At 31.1% G+C, this 23,541-nt stretch carries 30 protein-coding genes; 27 read left to right on the top strand and 3 right to left on the bottom strand.

All coding sequences use genetic code 11. From position 1 onward, the window contains the following. Window positions 1-31: 31 nt before the first annotated feature. Window positions 32-778, top strand: coding sequence for a creatininase family protein (locus C3E90_RS00550; protein WP_236913595.1), 747 nt, complete (start codon window positions 32-34; stop codon window positions 776-778). A gap of 74 nt (window positions 779-852) precedes the next feature. Here C3E90_RS00550 and C3E90_RS00545 read toward each other — a convergent pair whose 3' ends face one another. Then, complete coding sequence (locus tag C3E90_RS00545) at window positions 853-1,302, bottom strand: hypothetical protein (RefSeq protein WP_236913594.1); 450 nt, start codon at window positions 1,300-1,302, stop codon at window positions 853-855. 204 nt (window positions 1,303-1,506) lie between these two features. Here C3E90_RS00545 and C3E90_RS00540 point away from each other — a divergent pair, with 204 nt between their 5' ends. The 9 genes from C3E90_RS00540 (at window position 1,507) to C3E90_RS00500 (ending at window position 7,288) form a co-directional block, all read left to right on the top strand. Then, on the top strand, window positions 1,507-1,893 hold the full coding sequence (locus tag C3E90_RS00540; RefSeq protein ID WP_236913593.1) for an iron-sulfur cluster assembly scaffold protein: 387 nt from the start codon (window positions 1,507-1,509) through the stop codon (window positions 1,891-1,893). Between the two features lie 226 nt (window positions 1,894-2,119). After that, a complete protein-coding gene (locus tag C3E90_RS00535; protein WP_236913592.1) occupies window positions 2,120-2,854 on the top strand; it encodes an N-acetylmuramoyl-L-alanine amidase family protein in 735 nt (244 codons plus the stop codon). A gap of 411 nt (window positions 2,855-3,265) precedes the next feature. Continuing rightward, on the top strand, window positions 3,266-3,979 hold the full coding sequence (gene prxU / locus C3E90_RS00530) for a thioredoxin-dependent peroxiredoxin (RefSeq protein WP_336512985.1): 714 nt from the start codon (window positions 3,266-3,268) through the stop codon (window positions 3,977-3,979). Window positions 3,980-4,096: 117 nt separating this feature from the next. Continuing rightward, window positions 4,097-4,459, top strand: a complete 363-nt coding sequence (locus tag C3E90_RS00525; protein WP_236913591.1) for a NifB/NifX family molybdenum-iron cluster-binding protein — start codon at window positions 4,097-4,099, stop codon at window positions 4,457-4,459. Then, window positions 4,460-5,287 (top strand): nucleotide-binding protein, encoded by an 828-nt coding sequence (locus C3E90_RS00520; protein WP_236913590.1) that lies wholly within the window; start codon window positions 4,460-4,462, stop codon window positions 5,285-5,287. Continuing rightward, window positions 5,284-6,138 carry an ATP-binding protein gene (locus C3E90_RS00515; protein ID WP_236913589.1) on the top strand — a complete coding sequence of 285 codons (855 nt, stop codon included), beginning with the start codon at window positions 5,284-5,286 and terminating at the stop codon, window positions 6,136-6,138. Before C3E90_RS00520 ends, C3E90_RS00515 begins: the two co-directional genes overlap by 4 nt. An 11-nt stretch (window positions 6,139-6,149) precedes the next feature. Next, a complete protein-coding gene (locus C3E90_RS00510; protein ID WP_236913588.1) occupies window positions 6,150-6,503 on the top strand; it encodes a NifB/NifX family molybdenum-iron cluster-binding protein in 354 nt (117 codons plus the stop codon). Window positions 6,504-6,610: 107 nt separating this feature from the next. After that, entirely contained in the window at window positions 6,611-6,865 is a 255-nt protein-coding gene (locus C3E90_RS00505) for a DUF5320 domain-containing protein (protein ID WP_236913587.1), read from the top strand. 66 nt (window positions 6,866-6,931) lie between these two features. Further along, entirely contained in the window at window positions 6,932-7,288 is a 357-nt protein-coding gene (locus C3E90_RS00500) for a DUF134 domain-containing protein (RefSeq protein WP_236913586.1), read from the top strand. A 29-nt stretch (window positions 7,289-7,317) separates the two neighbouring features. Here C3E90_RS00500 and C3E90_RS00495 read toward each other — a convergent pair whose 3' ends face one another. Then, window positions 7,318-8,856 carry a putative polysaccharide biosynthesis protein gene (locus tag C3E90_RS00495; protein ID WP_236913585.1) on the bottom strand — a complete coding sequence of 513 codons (1,539 nt, stop codon included), beginning with the start codon at window positions 8,854-8,856 and terminating at the stop codon, window positions 7,318-7,320. A gap of 294 nt (window positions 8,857-9,150) precedes the next feature. On the opposite strand from C3E90_RS00495, the gene C3E90_RS00490 reads away from it, so the two are divergent. The 9 genes from C3E90_RS00490 to C3E90_RS00450 all read left to right on the top strand — a co-directional run bounded on the left by C3E90_RS00490 (window position 9,151) and on the right by C3E90_RS00450 (window position 18,338). Beyond that, window positions 9,151-10,176 (top strand): ABC transporter substrate-binding protein, encoded by a 1,026-nt coding sequence (locus C3E90_RS00490; protein WP_236913584.1) that lies wholly within the window; start codon window positions 9,151-9,153, stop codon window positions 10,174-10,176. A gap of 30 nt (window positions 10,177-10,206) precedes the next feature. Next, window positions 10,207-11,319, top strand: a complete 1,113-nt coding sequence (locus C3E90_RS00485; protein ID WP_236913583.1) for an ABC transporter ATP-binding protein — start codon at window positions 10,207-10,209, stop codon at window positions 11,317-11,319. Next, complete coding sequence (locus C3E90_RS00480) at window positions 11,309-12,964, top strand: ABC transporter permease (protein WP_236913582.1); 1,656 nt, start codon at window positions 11,309-11,311, stop codon at window positions 12,962-12,964. Before C3E90_RS00485 ends, C3E90_RS00480 begins: the two co-directional genes overlap by 11 nt. Before the next feature lie 110 nt (window positions 12,965-13,074). Then, window positions 13,075-14,778, top strand: coding sequence for a sensor histidine kinase (locus tag C3E90_RS00475; RefSeq protein WP_236913581.1), 1,704 nt, complete (start codon window positions 13,075-13,077; stop codon window positions 14,776-14,778). Then, window positions 14,765-15,562: a response regulator transcription factor gene (locus C3E90_RS00470; protein WP_236913580.1), complete on the top strand. Its 798-nt coding sequence runs from the start codon at window positions 14,765-14,767 to the stop codon at window positions 15,560-15,562. Before C3E90_RS00475 ends, C3E90_RS00470 begins: the two co-directional genes overlap by 14 nt. A gap of 211 nt (window positions 15,563-15,773) precedes the next feature. Continuing rightward, window positions 15,774-16,706: a CobW family GTP-binding protein gene (locus tag C3E90_RS00465; protein ID WP_236913579.1), complete on the top strand. Its 933-nt coding sequence runs from the start codon at window positions 15,774-15,776 to the stop codon at window positions 16,704-16,706. A gap of 12 nt (window positions 16,707-16,718) precedes the next feature. Next, window positions 16,719-17,066, top strand: a complete 348-nt coding sequence (locus C3E90_RS00460) for an ArsR/SmtB family transcription factor (RefSeq protein WP_236913578.1) — start codon at window positions 16,719-16,721, stop codon at window positions 17,064-17,066. A 17-nt stretch (window positions 17,067-17,083) separates the two neighbouring features. Then, window positions 17,084-18,088 carry a permease gene (locus tag C3E90_RS00455; protein ID WP_236913577.1) on the top strand — a complete coding sequence of 335 codons (1,005 nt, stop codon included), beginning with the start codon at window positions 17,084-17,086 and terminating at the stop codon, window positions 18,086-18,088. A 16-nt stretch (window positions 18,089-18,104) separates the two neighbouring features. Continuing rightward, window positions 18,105-18,338, top strand: coding sequence for a thioredoxin family protein (locus C3E90_RS00450; protein ID WP_236913576.1), 234 nt, complete (start codon window positions 18,105-18,107; stop codon window positions 18,336-18,338). 74 nt (window positions 18,339-18,412) lie between these two features. Here C3E90_RS00450 and C3E90_RS00445 read toward each other — a convergent pair whose 3' ends face one another. Then, the gene (locus tag C3E90_RS00445; protein ID WP_236913575.1) at window positions 18,413-18,622 is read right to left on the bottom strand and encodes a DUF1657 domain-containing protein; all 210 of its coding nucleotides are present in this window, start codon (window positions 18,620-18,622) and stop codon (window positions 18,413-18,415) included. A gap of 145 nt (window positions 18,623-18,767) precedes the next feature. Between C3E90_RS00445 and C3E90_RS00440 the strand changes: the two genes are divergently transcribed. The 8 genes from C3E90_RS00440 (at window position 18,768) to C3E90_RS00405 (ending at window position 23,540) form a co-directional block, all read left to right on the top strand. After that, window positions 18,768-19,466 carry a YetF domain-containing protein gene (locus C3E90_RS00440; protein ID WP_236913574.1) on the top strand — a complete coding sequence of 233 codons (699 nt, stop codon included), beginning with the start codon at window positions 18,768-18,770 and terminating at the stop codon, window positions 19,464-19,466. A 10-nt stretch (window positions 19,467-19,476) separates the two neighbouring features. Continuing rightward, on the top strand, window positions 19,477-20,184 hold the full coding sequence (locus C3E90_RS00435) for a YetF domain-containing protein (protein WP_236913573.1): 708 nt from the start codon (window positions 19,477-19,479) through the stop codon (window positions 20,182-20,184). Between the two features lie 110 nt (window positions 20,185-20,294). Then, on the top strand, window positions 20,295-21,125 hold the full coding sequence (locus tag C3E90_RS00430; RefSeq protein ID WP_236913614.1) for an Mrp/NBP35 family ATP-binding protein: 831 nt from the start codon (window positions 20,295-20,297) through the stop codon (window positions 21,123-21,125). A gap of 21 nt (window positions 21,126-21,146) precedes the next feature. Next, complete coding sequence (locus C3E90_RS00425; protein WP_236913572.1) at window positions 21,147-21,581, top strand: DUF134 domain-containing protein; 435 nt, start codon at window positions 21,147-21,149, stop codon at window positions 21,579-21,581. A 57-nt stretch (window positions 21,582-21,638) separates the two neighbouring features. Beyond that, window positions 21,639-21,914, top strand: a complete 276-nt coding sequence (locus tag C3E90_RS00420) for a DUF2508 family protein (RefSeq protein WP_236913571.1) — start codon at window positions 21,639-21,641, stop codon at window positions 21,912-21,914. A 55-nt stretch (window positions 21,915-21,969) separates the two neighbouring features. Then, a complete protein-coding gene (locus C3E90_RS00415) occupies window positions 21,970-22,230 on the top strand; it encodes a pro-sigmaK processing inhibitor BofA family protein (RefSeq protein WP_236913570.1) in 261 nt (86 codons plus the stop codon). 79 nt (window positions 22,231-22,309) lie between these two features. Then, window positions 22,310-22,969, top strand: a complete 660-nt coding sequence (locus C3E90_RS00410) for a 50S ribosomal protein L25 (RefSeq protein WP_236913569.1) — start codon at window positions 22,310-22,312, stop codon at window positions 22,967-22,969. Window positions 22,970-23,063: 94 nt separating this feature from the next. Further along, entirely contained in the window at window positions 23,064-23,540 is a 477-nt protein-coding gene (locus C3E90_RS00405) for a hypothetical protein (RefSeq protein ID WP_236913568.1), read from the top strand. The last annotated feature ends 1 nt before the right edge of the window (window position 23,541 follow it).

Genomic DNA, 23,541 nt, shown 5'->3' with positions numbered 1-23,541 from the left:
TTATACTATATTGAAGAAAGGGTGAAAATTTATGAAAGGTACTATTTTATCAGAAATAACTTATGAAGAAGCAGAAAAAATAATTAACGAAGATACAATAATTGCATTGCCTATAGGTGGAGCTATCAAAGAACATGGACCACATCTTCCTTGCGGTAGTGATTATTATACTGTACAAGAAATAGCAAACCGAATTGTTGAAAAATTTGATTTAGTATTATTACCTACATTACCATTTGGCTATTATCCAGCATTTGTAGATTGGCCTGGCAGCGTGTCAATAAATAGTAGATTATTCATGGATATAATAGCTGACATTATTAGACCTTTTGCTAAAAAAGGGGTAAAAAAATTTCTTATAATAGATGTTGGTGTGAGTACACAAACTCCCCTTAAATTATTATCGTCGGATTTGCACAATGAACTTGGTATATATCTAGCAATAACTGATTTTGGAGAAATATGGGCCAATCTTGAAGAAGAAGTATGTGAGCAAGAAAAAGGTGGACATGGTGATGAAGTTGAAACATCTTTAATTTTATCTACAAGACCAGAATTAGTAAAAATGGATAAGGCAGTGGAAGAATATAGTCAATCTTCTATTAATACAATAGTTGATGGAAGGAGAATTATTAATATAAGAGGTAAAATGAGAACCAAAAGCGGCATTAATGGTAATCCTATTTTTGCTACTAAAGAGAAAGGAGATCTATTCTTTGAGGAAGCAATAGATATTTTAGTGGATTTTTTAAAAGAATATAAAGAAATGGAAGTGTAATAGTTTTAGTTAATGACTAAATGCATGAACAAGTATAAGGCTGTCTCAAAATATTATTTTGAAACAGCCCTTTTTTAATCTACATCTTTAATCTGATTAATAGCTTTTTCTATAACCATATCTGCTCCTGCAATGGCTTTATTTCTACTAACATTAGGGTCTTCTAGAGTTCCACCCATGTTCTTTATTATGTCTTCTGCTCCCATAGAATCATTTCCCTCTGTTTCAACAAAGACACAGTAGTTAATATCCGCAATTTCCTCAAAACCTGCCATACCACTTACCATTGGGCTGGCTGCAGCCAATGGAGAGCTTCCTCTATCAACATTATCTGAGCCTGAATTTAGAACTAAATCAGAGAGACTTTCTCCACCAGCGGTACCTGCTAAATTCGTCTTTACATCTCTATTTCCAATATAGTGGTCATTGGCATCTACATAAGCCTTTTGAAAGCCTGATTCTTTAAGTCTATTTACAGTTTCGTTAGCTGTTTTTAAATCCCCAAAATAACCTCTAATCTTCATATTATCCCTCCAAACTAATAATTTGTTACATGATTATTATTTGTATTATCATTAGAATATATTAATAATAGTTAGGAGATGTAGAGTATCTTCATAAATATATTTAAAAAAGTGATGTTAGAAATTCTGATTAATATTTATCCCTAATGATAAAAATGTTATAATTAAAAGTGATATTAATTTTATGAATAGGAAGTGAGACTTATGTATTCTCAGTATTCGATTAAGGTTATTGAACATTTTATGGCACCACATAATGTGGGTAGTATGGTAGATTATGATGGGATAGGTACTTACGGTGACCCTAGCTGTGGAGATTCTTTGACCATATATATAAAGGTAAAAGATGATATTATAGAAGATATATCCTTTTTAGTATTTGGATGTACCGCCTCTGTAGCAACTTCTAGTATGACTACTGTTCTTGCTAAAGGCAAAACTATAGAAGAAACACTTAAAATAGAAGAGGAAGATATAGTTGAAGCATTAGATGGATTACCAGAAAATAAGCTTCACTGTTCTAATCTTGGAGTACAAGCTTTAAGAAATGCTATTAAAGATTACTTAAGTCAAAAGGATAGACTGGGCTAAAACCCAGTTTTTAACCTTTTATAAATGTATCAAAATTCGATGAAGAATTAGTAAGTTCCGATAATATATCAAGGCTCTTTCCCTCTGATGATGCAATAATAATCAATAAAAATAAAGAGAAAATTGGATAAAGAAAAATCTCTTTTTTTTCTTTTTTGTTCTATAATATTAGAATATAAAATAATTATAAAGTAGGTATAATACAATTCTTCTATAAGGTGGAAAAATGAAAAGAAAACCAAAAATTTATGTAATCAAATTGAATAGAAAGATTCTATATTCCATGATTTTTATATTTCTTATAATTATAGGGTTAGTAGTTTTGAAAAACTCTAAGGCCTCAAAGATATTTAATTACAGAAGAGCAAAACAAACAATTGTAATCGACCCAGGTCATGGGGGTATAGATGGAGGTACTGGAGATAGAAAGGATATTTTAGAGAAGGATATCAACTTAGATATTGGGATAAAGCTTAAAAAAGAGCTATTAGTGGAAGGATTCAATGTAATTATGACTAGGGAAAAGGATGAATCTTTAGAAGATTTAAGTGATATTAATTCATCTAGATATAGGCGTGATTTAAATGCAAGACAAACCATAATTAATGATAACGAACCTTTGGTTTTTATTAGTATCCATGTAAATTCCAGCAAAAACTCCTCTGCTAGAGGTGTGAAAATATATCATTTTCCAGATTCAGAAGAAGGGAAAAAGTTAGCAGATAGTATTGCTAAATCAGTAGATTTGCATATATATGAAAGGCTATTAAAGGATAATAGTTTAATTTCTGAAGTATTAACAGAGAACTTTTACATATTAAGGGAAACTAAATATACAGGAGTACTGGTAGAAGCAGGGTTTATAACCAATATAGAAGATAATAGGTTACTAAAAGATGAAAAATACAAGGAGAAATTAGCCTTTGCTATAAAAAAGGGAATACTTGAATACTTAAAATGAGTCAGAAATAAATTTCTGACTCATAATTTATCTAAAACACTTCTGGCTCTCCATATTTTATATCTAATGGTAGATGTTTTATTTGGTCCTCATTGCTAATCTCCCATCCTTCAACGGTAAATCTATAATTAAGACCTAAATTATCCTTAGCTATTATACAAAAGATAATAGTATCACCTCTATTATTAGATTAGCCTCTTGAATATTTCTATTACGACGACCTTTTTCATAAGCAATTAATTCAAAATCAAAGTCAAAAACAACTGTATTTGTGGATGTATTATATTTATTTTTTTGTTATTAGTTTAACTAATTATGGTTTATGCCCATAATAAAAGGGTAAAATAATTATAGATAATTCTTATCAAAGTTACAAAATTGATAAGAATTAACTATACAGGAGGTGTTTTTGTGCCAGAAGAATTCAAAGCAGGATGTCAAAGACCAGCAATTAAAAAAGATTTAGTTGAAGAGAGCAAAACAGAAGAAAAATTAATTATTGAGGAGGAAGATAATATGATTAAGGTTGGAAAGCCAGCACCAGATTTTACCATACCAGCTTTTTATGAAGGAAAATTTGTTAATTTAAGCCTTTCCGAATATAAAGGTAAATGGGTATTACTATGTTTCTATCCAGGAGACTTTACATTTGTCTGAGCTACTGAAGTATCAGCAGTTGCTGACAAATATAAAGAATTACAAAAATTAGGAGTAGAAGTTATATCCATTAGTGTTGACAGTGTATTTGTTCATAAAATGTGGAACGAACACGAATTATCCAAGATGATAGATGGAGATATTCCATTCCCAATGGGTTCAGATCAAGATGGAACAGTAGGGAAAAAGTATGGCATCTATGATGAAGACAGTGGAGTAGAAACAAGGGGTAGATTTATAATCGACCCAGATGGAATAGTTCAAGGTTTTGAAGTACTTACTCCTCCAGTAGGAAGGAATATAAATGAAACTATAAGACAAATTCAAGCATTCCAATTAGTAAGGGAATCTAAGGGAACTGAAGCTACTCCAGCTGGATGGAAACCAGGCAAGAAAACATTAAAACCAAATCCAGGATTAGTTGGTAGGGTTTGGGAAGAGTGGAGTGTAGAGGAAGCAAGTAAATAGTCAATAATAAAAGAGTCAAGGTTTAAAATCTTGACTCTTTTATTATTGACAAAAGGGAAAAATAATTGTACAATCAAATTGGCATATGCCAATAACATTAACATTGGAGGAGATGAAATGAGGATAGCATTGTCATCAAGTGACAAGGATTTAGATAGTAATTTGGATTTAAGATTGGGAAGAAGTCCCTATTTTATTATTTATGATTTAGATACAGATCAATTTAAAGCCACGGAAAATAAAGGTGAAAGTTCTAGTGGAGGTGCTGGTATTGCTGCAGCACAACAACTAATAGATGAATCCGTGGAAATAGTTATAAGCGGAAATGTTGGACCCAATGCTTTTACCCTTTTAGAAAGTTCTAATATAAAAATGTATAAAGGGGAAAGCATTTCCTGTAAATTATTGATTGAAATGTACAGAGAAGGAAAGTTAGAAGAGATTAAAGAATCTGGTCCTTCTAGAAAGGGTGGACATTAAATGAACATTGTAATATTAAGTGGGAAAGGAGGAACGGGAAAGACTACAATTTCCACTAATTTAGCTTTGTTGATGAAGGCAAACTACATAGACTGTGATGTGGAAGAGCCTAATGGCTTTATATTCCTAAAACCAGAAGAAACTAAAGCTAAAGATGTCCAAATAGAAGTACCTGATATAGACAAAGAAAAATGCACTCTCTGTGGAGCCTGTGTAAAGGCTTGTAAATTCAACGCATTAGCAAAAGGGAAAGATAGAGTTATATTATTTGACAAACTATGTCACAGTTGCGGGGCTTGTGGATTGGGCTGTCCTACAGGAGCCATCACATATAGGAAAAGAACCACAGGTATAATTGAAGAAGGGAAAAAGGCTGAAATGATTCTAAAAAGAGGTATATTAAATATTGGAGAGCCTATGGCTGTGCCCATATTAATAGAATTATTATCAGATCTACCAGTAGATGGAATAAATATATTAGACAGTCCCCCAGGAACTTCTTGTAATGTAGTAAATACTTTACATTATGCTGATAGGGCTATATTGGTTACAGAACCAACAGCTTTTGGACTACACGATTTGAAGATGGCTGTAGAGTTGGTAAAAACCTTTAATATTCCCTTTGGTTTAATTATAAATAAATATGATGAGAAAAACCAATATTTAAATAAATATATTGAAGATGAAAATATTAATTTACTAGGACATATTCCCTATAAAAAGGAAATAGCAATAAGTTATTCAAAGGGAAAAACTCTATTAGACAATGAAGAATATAAAGAAGCTTTTCTTCACATTAAAGAGAAAATAGAGGAGGAACTACTATGAAATTAGGCATAATTAGTGGAAAGGGAGGAACAGGCAAAACTACCATTGCCATATCCATAGCAGAGTTAGAAAAGGGTTCTATTAGTATAGATGCTGATGTAGACGCCTCCAATATGTTTTTATACTATGATGGAGAAGATTTAGATAAAGAATATTTTTCTGGGAACCATATAGCTGAAGTAGATTCGGATATTTGTATCCAATGCGGTCAATGTAATGAAGTATGTAAATTTGATGCTATTGATATGGGAAAAGTTAACCCTTTAAAATGTGAAGGCTGTGGAGCTTGTCAGATAATTTGCCCAGTAGATGCCATTAGTCTAGTAAAACAAAAAACTGCAGATATATATGAAACTAAAACTCCAATAGGTAAAATATTTAGAGCAGATATGGAAATAGGAGGAGACGGTTCAGGATTACTTGTATCCCGTCTAAGGAAAAAGGCAGAAAAGTTTAAACCAGAATCTGGGATAACTATATTAGATGGTTCTCCTGGTGTTGGATGTGCAGTTATAGCTTCTATTACCAACAATGATTTGGTACTTATTGTAACAGAACCTACCAAATCAGGGGAGGAAGATTTCATTAGAGTCCATCAATTAACAGAGCATTTTGGCATAGATTCCTTAGTATGCATAAATAAATACGATATTAATGAAGAAATGTCTTTAGAAATAGAGAACTACTGTAAAGAAAAGGAGATACCTTTAGTAGGTAAAATTCCCTTTGATGAAAAGATTGTAGAATCTATTAATAGTTTAAAATCCATAATATATTATAAGGATAGTAAAGCCAATTTTGCTATAAGAGAGATGTGGAAGACCATAAAAGAAAAATATATTAATCTTTAGGAGGTATTTTGATGAAAATAGCTATTGCTTCAGAAGGAAAAAATGTAAGTGGACATTTTGGACATTGTCAAGGATTTACCATGTATGAAATAGAAAAGGATAAGGTATTAAATAGTGAATTTGTTCCAAACCCGGGCCATAGGCCAGGTTTTCTGCCCGTGTTTTTAAAGGAACAAGAAATTGATATGATAATATCTGGTGGAATGGGAGGTACTGCTCAGGAATTATTTATAGATAACGGAATAGATGTTATCGTAGGAGCAGAAGGCCCTTGTGATGATGTAATAAATGCTTATTTAAAAGGAGAACTAAAGTCTACTGAGTCAGTATGTGAAGAACATAGCCATGAAGGCCATTGTAACTAAAAGCCAATATCATATTGGCTTTTTTTTAAAAAAGTTATTGACATATACCCAAAACTATGTACAATATAATTAATGGGTTTAAACCCAAAACGAAAGGAGGGAATATTATGCCTAGAAGAAATGGTATGGGTCCTATGGGAATGGGACCAATGACGGGATGGGGAAGAGGATACTGTGGTGTCAGAAGATATGGTGCTAGAAGAATGAGTTATGGTTACGGTAGAGGATTTGGAAGATATGATGCTTGGGGAGATTATCCTATCAGTGTAGATGAAGAAAAAGCCATATTAGAAAATGAAAAAACATTTTTAAAATCTAGATTAAGTGAAATAGAAGAGATACTAGAAAGTTTTGATGAATAATAATGAAGGGATGGGGGAACTCATCCTTTTATTATGGTAAAATATATGAGAAGGGAGATGAAAAGAATGGCTAGACCAAGAAAGAGAAGAAGAGTTTGTGGGCTACCTAACTATAAAGCATTTGGACCAGTAAATAGTGATTATATTGGAGAACCAATAATTCTATCTGTAGAGGAATATGAAGTAATTCGTCTTATAGATTTGGAAGGCCTTGAACAAGAAGAATGTGCTGAAAGGATGGATGTAGCTCGTTCCACCGTTCAAAGGATGTACTCAGAAGCAAAACAAAAAGTTGCTGATAGCATAGTAAATGGAAAGATTTTAAGAATAGAAGGTGGAGATTATATATTATGTGAATTAGATAGGGATAAATGCATTCCTTGTAATAGAGGTGGCCATAGACATAGGAGAGGTAGAGGATAGAAGGAGAAGATAAAATTTCTTCCTCTAGTTTATCCTCTTATTAATTTCTTAAATGAACTTTTAGGGATAGCTTTGGTAGTATATAGAACAATAGTATAGGCTAGAGTACCTATTACTAAACTAAAGAGAAAGGAGAATATATTATTAGAATTATATCCACAGAACAGTTTTACTACGTTGTATATAACCAAGACCATAATAGTAGTGGCCATTAAAGGTTTGAAAAATATGTCAATATAATTAATTTTTAATTTAATCACCCTTCTAATGGTCATAATATCTAAAATAAAGGTAACAATACCTGCCAGCAAAAACCCAATGAAAAAGCCATTGATTCCAAACTGAGGATTTCCCACTAGGTAGTATATAGCTAATACTTGAATAATCATACCAGATAGCCTATTTAGGGTAACTATTATATGTCTATTTAAACCATTTAGTATTCCTGAAAAAGTATGTTGTAATGCCATGAATAGGGTTCCATAGGCCATAATATTGATAAATTGGGCAACCTTTAAATCCCCATAGAGGAAAAAACCTAAAGGCTCAGAAAAGAAAATATACAACCCCGTTAATGGCATAGCTGCCATTAAAGTTATTTTTATGGAAAATATAATATTATTTCTTACATTTCTATAGTTTTTCAATGCCATCTGTTCCGATAGATTGGGAACTAGGTTTATTACCATAGCTGATGTTACAATAAAGGGGAGCATAATTAAGGGCATAGCCATTCCTGTAATCCTACCAAAGGTTGCTACTGCCTCACTATTTGTATATCCTATTTTCATAAGATTTCGTGGTATCAATATGGAATTAATAAATCTAAGTATAACATTCAATAATGTAGATACTCCTATAGGCAGTGCTATTGGCAAGATTTGTCTTACAATTGAACTTGTATGGATTTTATTGGATTTAAAGTATATACTCTTTCTTTTCCAAGGCTTAAGCATAAAAATTAGCCATATTAAATCGAACACTTCTCCTACAGTAATTCCAGCAATTGCAATAAATGCCCCATATATGGGTTCAATAGGGCAAATATAATAGAGGAATGCCAATATAATAATAAATCTAGTTACATGTTCAATAATCTGTGAAATGCTTGGAATCATTATCAATTTTAATCCATAATAATATCCCCTTAAAATAGAGCTTATAGATATAACTACAATAGCTGGAATTAAAAGATATAAGGCTAAAACCATTTTTTCATCTCTAAATACTCTTAATGCAATATTTTCTCTAAATAGGATTATAATTAAACTAAATATAATTGATAAAGATAGGGTTAAGAGCAAAGCTACCTTCAAAATCTTTTCAATGGCATACTGATCTTTTCGTGAATTTTGTTCTGCTACCAACCTGGATACCGCTGTTGGAATGCCAACAGTAGAAATAATTAAAAAAATCATCAAAATGGACATGGCCATTTGGAATAAACCCATGGCTTCTGCCCCCAGAAATTTTGACAACATTACATCATAAGTAAAGTTGATAATCTGTATAATGAAATTTACTATGACCAATAAAATAGAACCATAGACAAAGCCTTTTTTTCTCAAAAAACCACCTCTTATAACAAAATCTACGAAGGTTTAATATATATTCATTTATATGCTATAAATAGATTAAAAGAACCTTTACAGTGCCTAGAGGCATCTTTGCAGAAGCTACCTTAAGTTTTCTAGACCCTGGTCTTCAACCACCCAAGTCTAGCTTAGGAATATTAGTTAAAGTTGGTGTTTCTGTTGCGTATTTTAGACAATGTTTATTTTTTTTGGCATTTAAGTTGTCATATTATTCAGATAAAATGATATATAGATGATATTTATTAAATATGAATAGGAGGATATATAATGAAAAGAAAAGTATTAGTTTTAGCTATGGTTTCAATATTAGTAATAGGCTCATTAGTTGGATGCGGCAAAACAGATACTGCTGGGGGTTCATCTGACAAGTTAGTAGTCTATTCACCTAATAGTGAAGACATTATTAACCTAATCATACCAATGTTTGAAAAAGAAACTGGAATAAAAGTTGAATTAATTAGTGCAGGAACAGGTGAATTACTAAAACGTATTGAGTCAGAAAAGGAAAATCCATATGCTGATGTAATGTTTGGAGGTTCCCATTCACAATTTGTACAATATGCTGATTTGTTTGAGGAATACGTTTCCCCAAATGATGAGTATTTAGTGGAAGGCGCTCAAAACAAATTAGGATATACAACTTCCTATATTGCTGATGGAAGCTGTTTACTTGTAAATACAGACCTTATCGGCGATATAAAAATAGAAGGTTATGAAGACTTATTAAACCCTGAGTTAAAAGGTAAAATAGCTGGTGCTGATCCAGCCAGTTCATCATCAGCTTTTGCTCAACTTACAAATATGTTATTAGCAATGGGTGGAGATTATACATCTGATGAAGGTTGGGATTATGTTACTAAATTAGTAGAAAATATGGATGGTAAAATAGCAAGTGGTTCTGGAGCAGCTCACAAATCTGTTGCAGATGGCGAATATGTTGTTGCTCTAACCTATGAAGACCCATCAGCTTCCTATGTAAGAGATGGTGCACCTGTAAAAATAGTATATCCAAAAGAAGGTACAGTATTTTTAAATGCAACTTCTGGTATAGTAAAAGGTTCTAAAAATCTAGAAAATGCTAAGAAATTTATAGATTTCACAATATCTAAAGAAGCACAAGACGCTTTCGGAACCCAATTAACTACTAGACCACTAAGAAAGGACGCTGAACTAGGAGATCATATGACGCCTTTTGAAGACATCTATTTAATCGAAGAAGATGTAGATTATGTTAATGAACATAAACAAGAAATAGTAGAAAGATATATAGAAATATTTACAAGCTTACAATAGCAAAATATAGATAGTTAGAAGGTGAATAATTTGAGTATTTCTATAGATTTTAAAAATGTAATTAAAAGATATGGAGATAATACTGTTATTCCCGGTCTATCTTTAAACATCAAGAAGGGTGAATTTTTTACCCTTCTTGGACCCTCAGGGTGTGGGAAAACTACTTTGTTAAGAATGGTGGCTGGGTTTAATAGTATAGAAGGTGGAGAAATATATTTTAATGATAGATTAATAAATAATGTGTCTCCAAAGGATAGAAATATAGGAATGGTTTTTCAAAATTATGCTATATTCCCCCATTTAACTGTAAAAAAGAATATAGCTTTTGGTTTAGAAAATCGTAAATTACCAAAGGATCAAATAGATAAAAAGGTAGATGATATATTAAAAGTTGTAAAGATTTACGAATTTAAGGATAGATTGCCTGAAAACTTATCTGGAGGACAGCAACAGCGGGTGGCATTAGCCCGTGCAATCGTAATCCATCCAGATGTACTTTTAATGGATGAACCCTTATCAAATTTAGACGCAAAATTACGAATAGAGATGCGTAATGCTATTAAGGACATACAAAGGGATATAGGAATTACAACTATATATGTAACTCATGATCAAGAAGAAGCTATGGCCATATCCGATAGAATTGCGGTTATGAATTCTGGGGTAATCCAGCATGTGGGAACACCTCAAAATATATATCAAAGGCCTTCCAATGTATTTGTAGCAACTTTTATTGGTCGAACCAATATATTAGAAGGTAAACTAATAGTTCAAAATGAAGAAATAATATTGGAATTTGATAATGATTATAAAGTAACCATGGACAATTTGAATATTACACCTGATGAAGGGAAAGAAATTCCAGTAAAGATTTCCGTAAGACCAGAGGAATTTATTATTGATAAAAATGGATTAGGAATAAAGGCTAAGATTGTTAGTAGTATGTTCCTAGGATTGAATACCCATTATTTTGTAGAATTGGAATCAAGGGACAGAGTAGAGATTATTCAAGAATCAACTATTGGAGAAATTCTTGAACCAGGAATAGAAATAGGTCTAAGAGTAAAAAAAGAGAAGATAAATGTATTTGATAAGGAAAGTGAGCTAAATATAACAGAGGGAGTTGTAAACCATGTTAGCTAAAGGGAGAAGGATGGATATTTGGTCTGTTATTACTCTTGTTATATTGATACTATATATATTAATGCTTGTCTTTCCTCTATTTACTATATTAATAAAGAGTTTTGGGGATCCAACTACAGGGAAGTTTTCATTAAACTATTTCAAACAATTTTTTAGCAAAAAATACTATTATGGTTCAGTATCCAATAGCCTTAAAGTTACAACATGGGTTACAATATTAACTATTGTATTTGCTACACCTTTAGCTTATATAATGACCACATTTAATATAAAAGGTAAATCAGCAATTCAAATATTAATATTAATATCGTCAATGCAAGCACCTTTCATAGGAGCATATTCTTGGATATTATTATTAGGTAGAAATGGGGTTGTTACTAATTTTTTAAAAAATAGCTTCAATATCACAATCCCGGATATTTATGGATTTACAGGCATTTTATTAGTATTAACCCTTGAATTGACTCCGTTAATTTATATGTACCTTTCAGGGGCATTAAAAAATGTAGATAATTCTTTGTTGGAAGCTGCAGAGAGTATGGGTTGTACAGGTGTAAAAAAGATATTTAAAGTTATCATTCCTTTAATTATGCCTACACTATTAGCCGGTGCTTTACTTGTATTTATGCGAGCATTAGCAGATTTTGGTACTCCTATGCTAATTGGTGAAGGATTTAGAACCGTTCCAGTATTAATATTTAATGAATTCATTAGTGAAGTAGGTGGAGATGATGGATTAGCAGCAGCTATATCTGTTATAGTTATAATATTTGCTACTGGAATATTCCTTTTACAAAAGTATATCTCCAACAAAAAGGCATTTCAAATGAGTGCTTTACATCCAATTGAAGCAAAAAATGTAAAAGGTATAAAAAATGTTTTAGCTCATATCTATGTATATGCATTTACAATTATTGCACTGCTTCCACAAGTTACAGTTATATATACATCTTTCCTCAATACATCAGGAAGGGTATTTGTTGAAGGTTTCTCTTTAAAAAGCTATAGTACAGCCTTTTCAAAGGTGGGAGATACAATCATAAACACTATTTATTTGTCGGGAATATCCATATTATTTGTGGTTTTATTTGCTATATTAATAGCATATGTTACCGTTAGAAGACGTAATGCAATGACAAATTTATTAGACATATTTACTATGTTTCCATATATAGTACCAGGTTCTATATTAGGGATTGCACTCCTTTTAAGCTTTAATAAAAAACCCCTATTATTAAGTGGAACTGCCTTTATAATGATAATTTCCTTTGTAATACGACGTTTACCTTATACAATACGGTCTAGTGCTGCAATTGTTCATCAAATAAGCATTAGTGTGGAGGAAGCAGCCATAAGTTTAGGTGCGTCTAATATAAAAACATTTTTTAAAATAACATTACCAATGATGTTACCAGGTGTTATTTCAGGAGCTATACTAAGTTGGGTAACCATTATATCCGAACTTAGCACATCCATAATACTATATACTGGTAAAACTAGGACTATGACCATTGCAACATACACAGAAGTAATCCGTGGCAACTATGGAGTTGCAGCAGCATTAGCAACTATATTAACAATAATTACTGTTGTTTCACTGTTGATATTCTTTAGGCTCACAGGTGAAAAAGAAATTACAATGTAATAGATAATATAAAGATGATAAACAACTTTGGTTTAACGATGCCAAAGTTGTTTATCATTTATTGAATATGCTATAATAAGCATATCTAAAGGAAGGGAAGAAGAATTGAATTGGAGAAAACAAATAATAATTTTAAGGATAAGATAAGATACCTTTTTTTAAAATATGCATTTATACCTATTTTGATTCTATATATTTTATTTCTTATATTTATTTTTTTTACAGCAAAGATAAAGGTTGTTAATAGTGCTGATAAGGCAGGAGTTATTATAGGGCAAATGATTACCGATGTATACAATAGCTATTATAATGAAATAGAAAAGATGGCTAAATCAGACATTGTAATTGATTTTGTCGATAGCCGCTTGAACAGTAATCTTGTTTATGAAGAATTTTATAAATTTAATAATCAACAAAAGGTTAAATCTGCATTCCATATTATAGACAAAAATGGTGTTCTGTTAGCTTACACTACACAGTCAGATCCATATATAGATGAAATTATTTTTAAAAATATAGTACCGCGTATTAATAAAGAACCTACAAAAACTTTGACTGAAACCAATAAGATTAAATTTTCTCATGATAGATATACGGTATATACTTTTGGAAGAGCTATATATAAAGGGGATGAAATTATAGGATATATTACCTACCAGTTATATGAAGAGGATATACAAAAGTTAATCTTTGTTAAGGAAGCCCAGGTTGTAGTAATTGCAGATCAATATGATAGAATCATAGCTTCTACCAACAATATTGTCAAGGGATTGATGAACAAATTTACTCCAGAATATACAGATTCGAAACGATATGTGAAGATAAAAGATGGGAAATATCACATGAATAAGAATCATTTATATCCTTCTAATATTTATATATATACATTGAATTCCGTGGGATACAATAAAGCCATATTTATTTTCTATGGAATGTTTACTATGGTGGTAACTCTATTTTTGTACATACTAATGAGATATTTAGCAGATAGAATGTCCTCTGAAAACACTAAGTCGATAGATAAACTATTAAATGCAGTTTATGATTTGCAAAAAGGTAATATGGATTCCTATGTTCATATTAGCACTGGTGATGAATTTGAAATTTTAGCTAATCAATATAATATTATGTTGGATAGGTTAAATGAGCTTATGGTGAAAAATAAAGAATTATCTGATATTAGACGTATAAAGGAAATTAAGCAACTTCAAGCTCAATTTAATCCCCATTTTATTTTTAATATATTAGAAACTTTACGCTATACCATAATTATTGATCAAAATCAAGCCCAGGACATCATTATGACACTTTCTAGATTATTACGTTATAGTATTAAAAACAAAGAAGAGAATGTTTTGTTTATCGATGATTTGGCTTATATAGAAGATTATTTAAAATTGCATAAGATTAGATTTAAGGATCGATTAAATTATACAATAGACGTGTCTGAGGAAGTTAAAAATGCACCAGTACCAAAGCTATTACTACAGGCAATAATAGAAAATTCCATTAAATATGGTTATAAAGAAAAGGATAATTTGAATATAGATATTAAGGGATATATAGCAGAAGAAAACTTAATATTGGAATTAATAGATGATGGAAGTGGAATGACTAATGAACAACTTAATGCAATTAGAGAACTATTGAAAAGATCACCTAACATGACGGAACATATTGGTCTTTATAATGTTCATCGTCGTCTAGTGTTATTATATGGAGATGATTATGGATTGAAAATCGAAAGCCATTATGGAATAGGCACTAAAGTTAACATAACTATACCTTATAGGAGGAAAGATGAAAATGTATAAGGTTTTAATTGTGGAAGATGAAGAAATGATTCGTAAGGGACTTCGTTATACATTTGATTGGCTGAAATCTGATTGTATAGTAATAGATGAAGCTGCTAATGGGCGGGAAGGATTAGCGAAAATAAAAGAATTAGAACCTGATATTGTAATCCTAGATATTACTATGCCTATAATGGATGGTATTACTATGCTTGAGAAAAGTGCAAATGATTCAATTTATAGTGCCATCATAATATCTGGTTACGATGAATTTGAATTTGCAAAAAAAGCAATTAAATTAGGGGTTAGTGAGTACTTGCTAAAACCAGTAGATCAGAGTCAGTTATTTGAAGCTTTAGAAAGAGCTAAAGAGCAGGTCAGCTTGAGAAAACAATATGAAATGTTAAAAGAAAGTTCAGTAGATATTGAAGATATAGAAGTCCTCCCAATAGATTTTGTTCAAAATAAACCTAAGGTATCCAAGCACGTTTCCTATTTACTCCAGTATGTAGAGGAAAACTATAGTAAAAAAATAAGTATTCAAGATTTAGTCGAACCTCTTGGAATGAGTGATACCTATTTAAATCAGAAGTTTAAAGAAGAGACAAGCTATACTTTTAATGAATTTGTAAATAGATATAGGATTCAAAAAGCAATCAATTATATGAAAACAGGGGAGGGAAAAATCTATACAATTGCTTCTGATGTAGGATTTAGTAATTATAGATACTTTATTTCAGTATTTAAAAAATACGCAAAATGTTTACCTGGTGATTTTTTGGAGTATTTTAGAAATAAGGGTTAGAATGAGAGAATAAATCTATAAAAGTCGGAGATTTCCGAACCTCCTATATAATGTCTAATTAGATATTATATAGGAGGTTTTATTTAAAAAATAAATTTCAAAATTAGTGTTAAACTATTGACAAATTACAATAACAAAGGTATTATACATATATACCCATATAGGCATATAAGTATATAATATATTAAATCAATTTCAAGGAGGAATATATATGGCAAATAAAACAAAATTATATTTACTTACAGGTTTTTTAGGTGCAGGAAAGACTACCTTTTTAACCAATGTTTTAAAGGATTTAACTGGTAAAAAAGTGGCAGTAATAATGAATGAATTCGGTAAAGTAGGCATAGACGGAACTATAATCGAAAAGGAAGGTATGGAGTTAGTGGAGATAAACAGAGGTTCAATATTTTGCTCTTGTTTACAACTTTCCTTTGTATCCGCTTTAGTAGAGATGGCAGATAGAGATATGGAATATGTATTTGTAGAAAGCTCAGGCCTAGCTGACCCGTCTAATATAGGAGAGTTTTTAGAAGCTGTAAAGGCAGCTAAAGGGGATGTATACGAATATAGTGGAGCCATTTGTATAGTGGATGGGGTTAACTTTTTAGACCAGATAGAAGATATAGAAACAGTAGAAAGACAACTTAAATTTTGCCATTTAACAGTATTAAGTAAAGTAGATTTAATAGATGAATTAAAACTAAATAAGGTAAAGGAAAAAATAAAAGAGATAAACCCTAAAGTAGATATTATAGAATCTATAAATGGGAAAATAGATTATGATTTTTTGGGAAAAGACCTTTTAGAAGAAGATTGGCTTGGGGTAGAAGACAGTACCAATACTCCAGAAAACAGACCTAAAACTCTAATACTAACCTATGAAGGTAAATTAACTAAAGAAAAGCTTACCCAATTTATAGATACTATAAAAGAGGATTGTTATAGAGTAAAAGGATTTTTCCAATTGGAAGATGGTTGGAATCAAGTAGATGTAGTAGGTAAAAGGATAGATTATAGACCAACGGATAAAGGAGAAGAAAGCTCTCAATTGGTTATTATATCTAAAGTAGGACCTCAGATAATAAGACCTATATTTAACACTTGGGAAGAAATAATAGGGGAAAAGATGATATTAAGATAGGGGGAGAGTTAAATGGATAAATTACTAAATTATTTTAAATTGCTTTCTGACGAAACTCGACTTAGAATAATGGTGCTTTTATATCACAATGAATTTTGCGTATGTCAAATTACTGGAATTACTGGCATATCTCAGCCTAATATATCCAAACATTTAGCTAGACTTAGGGATATGGGATTGGTAAAGGATGAAAAAAAGGAGCAATATACTTTCTATTCATTAAATTTAGAGGATAAACTGTTTGAAGATATACTAACAAAAATAGTTAACAATGTAGCAAATTATCCAGTATTGAAGTTGGATTTAGAAAAGAGTAAGGCAGCGGCCAAATATATTGAATTGGCAAATATATGTAAATAAAATAGGCGGTGATTTTGATGAGTATATTCTCTTGGCTCAACAATCAGCTATTGAAGATGAAATGGCTGTGGAATTTAGTTGAGCTATTAGTTGAAAAGGTGTTTAGACTATCAATGGAAACTAGAATAGGTGGAAGTGTTCACTTTTTCATATATGATACCATAAAGATTTTCATATTATTGTCAGTGATGATATTCATCATATCCTTCATACAAAGTTATTTTCCACCAGAGAGAACCAAAAAGATTATCGGCAGGTTTGAAGGACTAAAGGGGAATATATTTGGAGCATTGTTGGGAACTGTAACTCCTTTTTGTTCTTGCTCCAGCATACCCATTTTTATAGGTTTTGTGTCAGCAGGATTACCTTTAGGAGCTACCTTTTCCTTCTTAATATCATCCCCCATGATAGATTTAGCCTCCCTTATGCTATTAATGTCCTTCTTTGGCACTAAGATTGCAATAGTTTATGTAGCTGTAGGGCTAGTAGTAGCAGTTATTGGTGGGGTTTTAATCAATAGATTAAAAATGGAAAAGTATGTGGAATCTTATGTATGGGGTGTGGAGAATGTAGATATTGAAATAGACACTATGACCCGTAAAGATAGAATAGAATTTGCCAAATCTCAAGTAAGGGATATAGTGGGTAGAGTATGGCCTTATATATTAGCAGGAGTAGCTATAGGAGCAGGAATCCATAACTGGGTTCCCCGATCCATTATAGAAAGAATATTAGGAGAAGGAAATCCCTTCTCAGTATTAATTGCAACTTTTATTGGTATACCAATTTATGCAGATATATTTGGCACCATCCCCATAGCAGAAGCTCTAATTGCCAAAGGAGTAGGCATTGGTACCGTGATCTCCTTTATGATGGGAGTTACAACTTTATCAATTCCATCTTTGGTTATGCTAAGCAAAGTAGTAAAACCAAGGCTATTAGCCACCTTTGTAGCAATTGTAACTTTTGGAATAATAATCGTAGGATATGGACTTAATGGCTTTTCATCACTATTAATATAGGAAGGGTGAATACAGTATGGAAATTAAGGTATTAGGCACTGGTTGTTCTAAATGTGAAAAATTAGAGAAAAATTTAGAAATTGCATTAAAGGAACTAAAGATAGAGGGTACAATAGAAAAGATAGATAATCTAGCAGTAATAGTCAGCTACGGAGTAATGAGTACCCCAGGTCTAGTAATAGATGGAGAAGTTAAATCCGTTGGCAAGGTACCTAAGGTGAAGGAATTGAAGAAGATGTTACAAAAATAATAAAATAATGGAAAACACAAAATCCTTTCCAGAAGTACCAATATTGCAGGAAAGGATTTTGTGCATTAAACATGCTATTGTTGTTGCCTATACTGAGGCTCTTGAGACTGTAAATAATCAAGCCTACTTTGTAGTTCATGCATTATATTTTCAGCTGATTGTGCTAATTGACTAAAACTTTGTTTTGCTTGCTGATCCTCTGTATCCATAGAAAATGTCTTTAATTGGGCAGAAAGCCCCTGAGCACTAACTAAGGCCTGTTGAATTTTATTTACTACCGTCATATAGTTCTCCTCCAATTACAAATATAATTTTCTTAACTTAGTATGTGTAAAAATTTATATTTTATCAGTAATCTATACATAAAGATGTTGATTATTGTAAATAAATATTAACGATAATCTTTTTTAATAAGGTGGTGATAAGCAAGTGCATCTAAAAAATATATTTTTAGAAGCAAAAACTTTAAGTATATTAGAATTGTTCATTAGAGCCTCAATTCTATATTTCTTTTTATTTGGCTCATCAAAAATAATGGGCTTTCGACAACCTGGAATATTGACTCCATATAATTTTTTGATGGCAGCAGGTGTGAGTCATATTGCTGCAGCTAGGATGGTTAGTCCTAAAGGAAGGCTTGTAGATGCTGCAGGCATAATTATATTATATACATTGATAAATCTATTTATTTCATATCTATATACTAAGGCACCTACTATTGTCTCGCAAAAACCTATTATTTTAATAAAAAAAGGTAAACCTATAAAAGAAAATTTATCCAAAGCAAAACTAACCATAGATAATATGTTTTCAATATTAAGACAAAATGGTGTCCATAGTATCCAAGACGTAGAATATTTAATAGCTGAATCTACGGGAAAGTTTAGTGTGGCTATTAATAATAACAGTCTTCCTATAACAAGAAAGATGATGGCTATAGAAACACCAGAGGAAGTTTTATCACAAATCATAATTTATAAAGGTAAAGTAGACGAAATCACTCTTAAAAAAAATGGATTGAATTATGAATGGATTGACCACCAGCTTAAATTAAACAATATTGATAAAATTGATAGCATCTATATAGGAATTTTAACTCCTAGAAAAGATTTATATATTATTAGGTAGGAGAGTTTATATGTTAAAAGTATTTGGAGTAGTAAAAGACATTTCATTATTATCATATTTAATTAGGACTATAATAGTAGGAGTTATAGCTTTTATAGTAGGAAGATTTATGTTTAAAAGGGCTGTAAATCAACTGACCCATTATGACTTTGTGTTAATATGGATATTAGGAGCTATTACCGTATCTCCTCTATTGGATGGGGAAATATCTTTTACCTATATGATAGTTCCTCTAGTGACACTAATATTTTGGCATTATTTTTTCAGTCTCATATCACTTAAAAGTAGAAAGTTTTCCTTCTTTTTTAATGGGAAACCGGTAATCCTAATAGAAAATGGCAAAATTTTAAGAAATAATTTAAAAAAACATTATATAAATGTAGACTTACTTTTAGCCCAATTACGTTTGAAGAATATATTTGATATTTCTGAGGTAAAATATACTATTTTAGAGCCCAATGGGCAATTCAGTATTATTAAAAATGAAGTCAACAGACCAGTAACCCCTTTAGATTTAAAATTGTATGCCAAACCTGTAGATTTGCCATTAGTTATTATCAATGATGGTAAACTTTTCGAAGAAAATTTAATCAAATCAGGAGTAGATAAAGAATGGCTCTTAAACAATCTATCAATTCAACATATTAATCATATCGAAGATGTTTATTTAGCAACTATAGATAGTTCAGAAAAATTATATATTTCTAAACAGGATTAGAGAGTAATAAAAAATTGGTAGTGAAAAATACTTCCTTATTGACAGAGAATTTAAATAAGGGTACAATTATATTGGCATATGCCAATAAGTTCAAGAAAGGGATGAAAAACATGGCTGATTGCAATAACTGTCCATCAAAGAATAGTTGTAGTACCGAACAACAAAATACATGTACCGTGAAAAACAATCCTTTTAATCAAGTCAAAAAGATTATTGGGGTAATGAGCGGTAAGGGTGGAGTTGGCAAATCTACAGTTTCTGTAATGATTGCAGAAGAATTGAATAAAAAGGGATTTAAAGTTGGGATAATGGATGCAGATATTACAGGTCCAAGTATTCCAAGGCTTTTAAATATCAACAAAGATAAGGCTACTGCAAATGAATTAGGCATTATACCTGTTACTACTTTTAATGGAATAGAGGTAATAAGCCTTAATCTCCTAATGGAAGACGAAGACCAACCAGTTATATGGAGAGGTCCATTAATTGCGGGAGTGGTGCAACAGTTTTGGACCGATGTTCTATGGGGAGATTTAGATTATCTCATCATAGACATGCCTCCGGGAACAGGAGATGTGGCCTTAACGGTTATGCAGTCTATACCTATATCAGGATTAGTCATGGTATCGGTACCTCAAGATTTGGTCTCCATGATAGTTTCAAAGGCTATAAATATGGCTAAGAAGATGAATACACCTGTACTTGGCGTAGTAGAAAACATGAGTTATGTAAAATGTCCTGATTGTGGCAAGAAGATTAGAATATTCGAAAGTGAAAATACTTTTGAATTCTTAAGAAATAATAATTTAGAACTATTGGGAGAACTTCCTATGGCTAAGGATATAGCTAATATTTCTATAAATGGGAATTCAAAATTAACGGAAGAAGTAAAGAAAACCTTTGAGGAAATTGGTAGTAAAATAGTAAGTTCCTTAACTTAAAATGTATTTGGGGGAATTCATATGGCAAGACCAATTAAATGTAGGAAAATAGAATTTTTCCCTGATACCACGTATTTTATGCCTTCAGGTAAGGAAAACCAAGAGATTGAAGAGGTAAGATTAAAGCTAGAAGAATTAGAAGCTATAAGACTAAAAGATATGGAAGGGTTAACTCAACAGGAATGTGCTGATATAATGGAGGTATCTAGGCAAACCTTCCAAAATATAATAGATAGTGCTAGAAAGAAAATAGCAATAGCTTTAACTCAAGGATTGGCTATAAATATTAAAGGGGGAAATTTTGCTTTTAGCTTTTGTGAGCTAAAATGTAATAAGTGTAATAAAACCTATGAAATTAATTATATAAAGGATAAAAACCTATGTCCTTCTTGTAATTCTGAAGAGGTAGTCTGCAAGAAAAAGAATAGAAGATGTAGTAGATGGTGTAGTAGATAGTATAAACCCCTATGTTTTTGGAAAAAATAAGAATATTAAAAACATGGGGGTATTTTGATGGATAAATCTAAGAATTATTATAAAGATAAAGCTCAAAGGGTAATAGAATATGCTAATATATTGTCCAAAAAGTTCAAAACAAAAGAAAAGACAGAAGAAGAAAAAATACTAGAAAATTTAAAAAAGGCTCATGAGGAGTGGAAAAACAAGGAAGTATATTTTGAGTCTGTAACAGATCCAGATTTGGTAGACCATGCCATATATGAATTGAAAGCATCAAAGATTAAATATATTTATCTATTAAAAAAGGTAAAGGAAAGAAATATTAGGTAATATTTACACCACCTGTCCCCTATTATATAATAGAAAGTATAATGGGGGGGATATTATGGAGATTGGTTCTGTGTTGGCTTTTGTTTTCGGATTATTTTTACTATATATTATAGGCATATTGTTGGTAATTCCCATAAAAATTATTATTAAATTAATAGTAAATGGGGTTTTAGGAGGGATTCTATTATTGATAGTTAATTTGATAGGTGGTCTTATAGGAATAAGTATAGTAATCAATCCGTTAACTGCTATAATTGCTGGTGTTTTGGGTATACCAGGTATCATTTTACTATTAATAGTACAAAATATTTTGTAATTTAGTCCTTTTGTTTGCAAATATTGTCCATATCTGATATAAATATAATAGATAATATATTTAGTAAGGAGGCATTCCCATGGCAGCAATTAAAATACAAGTAGAAAAAAGAACAGGGCTTGGGAAAAACAAAGTTAGCAAAATTCGCCAAGGTGACTTTGTTCCAGGAGTTTTATATGGTAAAGGTGAAGAAACAGAACATATCCAAGTTGATACACGCATTTTTGATAAGGTATATAGAAGTGCTGGAATGAGTACTTTAATAGACTTAGAGTTAGATGGAAAAATTGCACCTGTATTGATTAAAGAAGTGCAAGTTCATCCCTTTAAAAAACAATACCTACATGTAGATTTTCAAAAACTTAACATGGATGAGACTGTTAAATTAACTATTCCTATCATATTAACAGGTAGGGATAATATTAAAGAAAAAGAAGGTATATTGATGCAGCAATTAGACGAAATTGAAATAGAATGTTTACCAATGGACATTCCTCAATCAATTGAAGTTGATGTATCCAATATAGATTTCAATACTCCTGTTTTTGTATCAGACCTGGACATATTTACCAACGAAGACATCGTTGTATTCAGAGAAGCAGATGATGTAATAGCAAGTCTAGTAGAGCCTACATCAGAAGAAGAATTAGAAGAATTAGAAGAAGACGTAGAAGAAATAGATGCAGACGAAGTTCCAGTAATAGGAGAAGAATCAGAAGAAAATTCAGAAGAAGAGTAATGGAAAGATAAAAACAGATAGGCCTAGGCTTATCTGTTTTTTTGATTGCCATTATACCTTTGTTCCTTTAGAATATGATTAAGGAGGATTGTCCATGGAACAGATAGTAGAAGGTAAGAAAAAATCATTTATTAAAATATTTTCGGTAATAATAGGATTTGTTATCTTAATAGATTTTATTATATATATTATGAACAGATATATAGAAGAACTTTCTCCTTATGTTGCTAATATATCAGTTATTTTTTTGGTTGTAATAAGTTGTAGTTTTATATTGATCAAGTATTTTTCCAAATATTCCTATACTTTGGAAAAAGAACATTTGACATTCCATCGAGTTATAGGGAAAAGAAGATTTCAAATCCTTAGAATAGATTATTTTGATTTAATAGGTATTTTTCCCTATAGAGAGGAAGATGAAAAATATACATATAATTTTACCTTCGATAAAGAAGGAGAAGATGTATATATTGGACAATTTATAGACAATAATAGAAGGATAAGCTTTTTATTTACTCCCAACGAAGAGATTTTAAAAAGATTAAAAAGAATGTTAAAAAACAAGGAGTGAA

The organism is Clostridium sp. Cult2, assembly GCF_021655075.1.
Classification (GTDB): domain Bacteria; phylum Bacillota; class Clostridia; order Tissierellales; family Tepidimicrobiaceae; genus Schnuerera.
Note: the sequence above shows the minus strand (reverse complement) of the source record. Positions and strands in the feature narration are given on the sequence as shown.

Coding starts and splice junctions, on each gene's coding strand:
- C3E90_RS00550 (WP_236913595.1), top strand. CDS start 32: ATGAAAGGTACTATTTTATCAGAAATAACTTATGAAGAAGCAGAAAAA.
- C3E90_RS00545 (WP_236913594.1), bottom strand. CDS start 1,302: ATGAAGATTAGAGGTTATTTTGGGGATTTAAAAACAGCTAACGAAACT.
- C3E90_RS00540 (WP_236913593.1), top strand. CDS start 1,507: ATGTATTCTCAGTATTCGATTAAGGTTATTGAACATTTTATGGCACCA.
- C3E90_RS00535 (WP_236913592.1), top strand. CDS start 2,120: ATGAAAAGAAAACCAAAAATTTATGTAATCAAATTGAATAGAAAGATT.
- C3E90_RS00525 (WP_236913591.1), top strand. CDS start 4,097: ATGAGGATAGCATTGTCATCAAGTGACAAGGATTTAGATAGTAATTTG.
- C3E90_RS00520 (WP_236913590.1), top strand. CDS start 4,460: ATGAACATTGTAATATTAAGTGGGAAAGGAGGAACGGGAAAGACTACA.
- C3E90_RS00515 (WP_236913589.1), top strand. CDS start 5,284: ATGAAATTAGGCATAATTAGTGGAAAGGGAGGAACAGGCAAAACTACC.
- C3E90_RS00510 (WP_236913588.1), top strand. CDS start 6,150: ATGAAAATAGCTATTGCTTCAGAAGGAAAAAATGTAAGTGGACATTTT.
- C3E90_RS00505 (WP_236913587.1), top strand. CDS start 6,611: ATGCCTAGAAGAAATGGTATGGGTCCTATGGGAATGGGACCAATGACG.
- C3E90_RS00500 (WP_236913586.1), top strand. CDS start 6,932: ATGGCTAGACCAAGAAAGAGAAGAAGAGTTTGTGGGCTACCTAACTAT.
- C3E90_RS00490 (WP_236913584.1), top strand. CDS start 9,151: ATGAAAAGAAAAGTATTAGTTTTAGCTATGGTTTCAATATTAGTAATA.
- C3E90_RS00480 (WP_236913582.1), top strand. CDS start 11,309: ATGTTAGCTAAAGGGAGAAGGATGGATATTTGGTCTGTTATTACTCTT.
- C3E90_RS00470 (WP_236913580.1), top strand. CDS start 14,765: ATGAAAATGTATAAGGTTTTAATTGTGGAAGATGAAGAAATGATTCGT.
- C3E90_RS00465 (WP_236913579.1), top strand. CDS start 15,774: ATGGCAAATAAAACAAAATTATATTTACTTACAGGTTTTTTAGGTGCA.
- C3E90_RS00460 (WP_236913578.1), top strand. CDS start 16,719: ATGGATAAATTACTAAATTATTTTAAATTGCTTTCTGACGAAACTCGA.
- C3E90_RS00455 (WP_236913577.1), top strand. CDS start 17,084: ATGAGTATATTCTCTTGGCTCAACAATCAGCTATTGAAGATGAAATGG.
- C3E90_RS00450 (WP_236913576.1), top strand. CDS start 18,105: ATGGAAATTAAGGTATTAGGCACTGGTTGTTCTAAATGTGAAAAATTA.
- C3E90_RS00445 (WP_236913575.1), bottom strand. CDS start 18,622: ATGACGGTAGTAAATAAAATTCAACAGGCCTTAGTTAGTGCTCAGGGG.
- C3E90_RS00435 (WP_236913573.1), top strand. CDS start 19,477: ATGTTAAAAGTATTTGGAGTAGTAAAAGACATTTCATTATTATCATAT.
- C3E90_RS00430 (WP_236913614.1), top strand. CDS start 20,295: ATGGCTGATTGCAATAACTGTCCATCAAAGAATAGTTGTAGTACCGAA.
- C3E90_RS00425 (WP_236913572.1), top strand. CDS start 21,147: ATGGCAAGACCAATTAAATGTAGGAAAATAGAATTTTTCCCTGATACC.
- C3E90_RS00420 (WP_236913571.1), top strand. CDS start 21,639: ATGGATAAATCTAAGAATTATTATAAAGATAAAGCTCAAAGGGTAATA.
- C3E90_RS00415 (WP_236913570.1), top strand. CDS start 21,970: ATGGAGATTGGTTCTGTGTTGGCTTTTGTTTTCGGATTATTTTTACTA.
- C3E90_RS00410 (WP_236913569.1), top strand. CDS start 22,310: ATGGCAGCAATTAAAATACAAGTAGAAAAAAGAACAGGGCTTGGGAAA.
- C3E90_RS00405 (WP_236913568.1), top strand. CDS start 23,064: ATGGAACAGATAGTAGAAGGTAAGAAAAAATCATTTATTAAAATATTT.